At 56.5% G+C, this 1,810-nt stretch carries 2 protein-coding genes; one reads left to right on the top strand and one right to left on the bottom strand.

Translation table 11 applies throughout. The features are described from left to right. Positions 1 to 57: 57 nt before the first annotated feature. On the top strand, positions 58 to 348 hold the full coding sequence (locus NZM04_01590) for a hypothetical protein (GenBank protein MCS7062737.1): 291 nt from the start codon (positions 58 to 60) through the stop codon (positions 346 to 348). Between the two features lie 137 nt (positions 349 to 485). Here NZM04_01590 and NZM04_01585 read toward each other — a convergent pair. Further along, on the bottom strand, positions 486 to 1,810 hold a 1,325-nt coding region (locus NZM04_01585), incomplete at its 5' end, for a putative Ig domain-containing protein (protein ID MCS7062736.1).

Here is a 1,810-nt window from a genome sequence, read left to right as displayed (position 1 = left end):
ACTGCTACGCGCTTTTAAAGACAAGGAGGTGTTGCATATCGCTCGACACCGCACTCCATGACCGCATTAGAACGATTAACTAGCTGCCAGTCCCACCCCTTTTTTCATTATTCCACACCTCGTCTTTATAAGTTCGCCTCGGAATCTCAAAAATTCCCTTTCGGAGTAAGTCAAGAAGCGACGCCACCCGCCGCTTTAACCCCAAACTGCTCTCGCGCTACGCTTGCATACACACCCCATAGCTCAGTCACATCCATTTCCACCTATGTTCCATCTGTTCTTCTCCGCCTCACCCTGACCTCTTTCCGATCTTACCCTCCCTCACCGCCTCTCCACGCACTTCCTTAGAAGAGATTTCTCGAGACATTCTTCTCTCTACAAAAAGAAATTTCGATGGATTTATTTTCCTTTTTCTTAGCTTCACTCCTTGATCAAAGGAAATCTCCTCGTTCCACCAAGTGCCCTTCCACACCCTTTATCCCCTCCTACGGCGCCACAAACGCCCCGTTGTTGCTCATCACCTGCGTCACATCCAAGCTCGTAATGTTCCCATCCGCATTCACATCCGACCGAAACGTCGCATTCGTTATCGCCTGGCCTACATGCGCCGTCGCCTGCGCGCTATCCACCGCATTCACCGTCCCATTCCCATTCACATCCCCTCGGATGATCCGCCAGTTCACCTTATCATTCCCCGTCACCGCCTGCCCATTCACACCCACCACCTTCACGCGATACTTCGAATTATTCTTCAACCCACTCACTGGTATCCTCACCGTGCTCCCACTATACACCGGCGCACCCAGCGTCATCGCAGGACCTACATCCTGCACCACACTCACACTCGTCACCGGCACGTTAAACGTCAACACCAACTCCCTCGCCACCGTGTGCGCTCGAGGATCTACCCCAGATATCGACCCAGCCAACGGTAAGCTGACATCCCCCTGGAAACTCCCATGCATCGCCCGCAAACGCGCTTGCGTCAAGAGGATCACCGGCGGTGGTGACGTATGCGTCACCGTGATCGTCACCGTCTGACTCACCGTCCCACAGCTATTCGTCGCCGTCGCCTGATACGTAAACGTCCCCGTCGCCGTCGGCGTCCCCAAGATCGTATCCCCGCTGATGTTCAACCCAGGCGCAGGCGTGATCGCACTCACCGTCACACTCGGCGTCGGCGCACCCGTCGTCGTCACCGTATGCGTAAACGCCTGCCCCAACGTCGCCGATAGCGACCCCGCTGAGGTGATAGAAGGCTGGCTGTTCACCGTTAAGTTCACTGTAAACGGCGCACTCGTCCCCCCTCCATTACTCGCCGTCACCGTAAAGCTATACGTCCCCACAGCCACATTCCCAGAGATCACTCCCGTCCCCGCATTCAAGCTCAAGCCCGTAGGCAAACTCCCCACCACAGCCCAGCTCGTCGGCGAATTCGTCGCCGTCATCGTAATGCTCACCGCCCCTGGATTACAATGCGTCACACTCCCAGGCCCTGTCACCACGGGCGGAGGACAACTCGTCACCGTCACGTTATTCAATGCAAACCAGTTCGTCGTGCCGGGCGTGCTCGTCTGCGTCGGCACCGTCTGAATCTGCACCTCATACGTCGTCGCACTCACGCTCCCGATGGTGAAGGTATTCGCCGTAATAATCGGTCGCGATGCATTCGGCACGTTTGTCCATGTCCCAGACCCAGTCGGACGATACCGAATCGCCAAATACTGCGTCGTGCACCCCGTCCCCGCTGCCCAGTTGATCACTATGCTGTTGCTGCAAGTCGATGACGACGCCGTCGCCGAAAGCCCCG

Source organism: Candidatus Methylacidiphilales bacterium (genome assembly GCA_025056655.1).
GTDB lineage: Bacteria > Verrucomicrobiota > Verrucomicrobiia > Methylacidiphilales > JANWVL01 > JANWVL01.
This window is presented reverse-complemented; position numbering and strand designations above follow the sequence as displayed.